This window comes from Streptomyces sp. NPDC060028 (genome assembly GCF_042736725.1).
In the GTDB taxonomy this organism is placed as follows: Bacteria; Actinomycetota; Actinomycetes; order Streptomycetales; family Streptomycetaceae; genus Streptomyces.
This window is the reverse complement of the sequence record NZ_JBHWVJ010000149.1, coordinates 1-1778: the sequence shown is the minus strand read 5'-3', so window position 1 is coordinate 1778 and position 1778 is coordinate 1. Positions and strand designations below refer to the sequence as shown.

Genomic DNA, 1778 nt, shown 5'->3' with positions numbered 1-1778 from the left:
CTGATATCAGTCCGGCATAACTCGCTGCCGGAATCTGATGCCGACACGGGTCCGGGGCGCCGGCGCTTTCGCGCGACAGCGAGGGGCGCCGGATCCCCTCTCCGGGCCGCCGCGCGTCACCGTCCCCACCGCCAATTTCAGGTGGGGACGTGACGGAGGCGGGCAGTAGAGGGGATGTCAGCGAAATCGGACACCCCCACCACGCGTGGTGACCTGCACAGACGGGGTCGGCCGGAATCCGGTAAGGGCAGCAGAAGTCGCAACAGATGCCGCAGCAGATGCCGCAGGAGATGGCGCAAGAGCTGTCGCAAGCCGCCGCCCGGCCGACCGCGAAACTGGGCCCAATGACCCACAACTCGCTGCCGGAATCTGCGCCCCGCAGGACACGCCCAGCGCAGCGACCGACCGGCACGGCGGACCGATCAGATATCTGATCGCTTAGCTTGCTCCCCTGCCCGTGCCCGGGCCCGACGTCGCCCCCGACGCTCGGCCTAACGTTCCAATAGGCCACAACTGGCTGCCCGGATCTGATGTCAACGACGGCCGCCCGCGACCGGTCGGTAGCGACTCAGAGCTTGCCGTCGTCCTCCTCGCCGGCGCCGACTTCGGCACTGAGATCGAGGACAAGGTCTAGTGCTGCAAGAAGAACTCGGAGATGTTCTTCGCGAAGCAGGTCCAGTACCTGAGGTACCGGAAATCGGACCGCAGCCGTTTCGCTCCAGGGGCGAAGATGTATCTCAGGCGGCGTCCCCTGCCAGGTGAGTTTCGAGGGTGTCCTCCGCGGCCCGTTCACCAGCGCTTAGACCGGCCGAACGACCTGCTCAACGTCCTAGAGACGGACCCGAAGTTCGACTGCTCGATGTTCGTCGACAGGGCCGGTCAGCGGAAGTATCCGTCCAGTGACCCTCGGTCACGTGGTGCGCGTCACCGAAGGGTTCATGTGAGGACTTTCGATCTGCTGGCGGCCTCATGACCCCCCTACATGAAGTGCCTGTCACCAACCTCGTGAGCTGAGCATCCGACATGAAGCAGCAGGTCAGGGCCACTTAGGCGCTTTTATGCGTGTGCGTGATTCCGTTGGCATTGTGGCGGCTCCGCTCGCGCTGCGTAGGCTTCTCCCTGACCGGCAGCACCGGAGTCCGAACGAGGCCCTTCGAGGACGAGTTCGACGCCGACCGCGCCAACGGGTTTCCGGTCGCCGTGTAGTCCGACAGCCCTCGAACACCTGGAGGCAAAAAAACAGCGGTCCCCTGCGCCAACAGGGGACCGCCTGTGTAGTCCGACAGCCCTCGCCCGACCGAGTTGGATCTCAAGTACAAGGAGAAGAACCATCAAAGACGTTCCCGAGCCTAAGCTCCGCGACGGCCTGCCGTCGAGCGGGCTCACGCGACAAATGGCGCATTACGAAGCTTGTGCGACATTCATTCCGGCTCCGTTCGACAGGCGAGCGCAGGGTGTCACGTACGGGGTGACGGGCCGATGACCCTGTTCACGATCGTCGCGATGTCCCTCGCGGGCGTCGCCGTGTACTGGGCGTACAAGAACCCGAAGCTGGGTGCGTCGCTCCTGGTTGGTGCCGGGATTCTTGCCGCGGTCTATCTGATCGGACAGCAGGATGCCTCGCAGGCTCCGCTTCAGGCGCCGGCGCCTGCCGCGTCCTCTTCTGTTCCGGCGGTAGCAGGCCCGCCCCCCAGCCCGTCCGTCAGTTCAAGCGGTCAGGCCCCCTCCGCGCGGCCGGAGGTTCAGTCTCTGGAGTGAACGCCCCGTCGTGTCCCGCA

1 protein-coding gene is annotated in these 1778 nt (G+C 65.2%); it reads left to right on the top strand.

Going from position 1 to position 1778, the window contains the following annotated elements; all coding sequences use genetic code 11:
- Nucleotides 1-1479 precede the first annotated feature (1479 nt).
- A complete protein-coding gene (locus ACFWBF_RS36525) occupies nucleotides 1480-1758 on the top strand; it encodes a hypothetical protein (protein WP_377541237.1) in 279 nt (92 codons plus the stop codon).
- Nucleotides 1759-1778 lie beyond the last annotated feature (20 nt).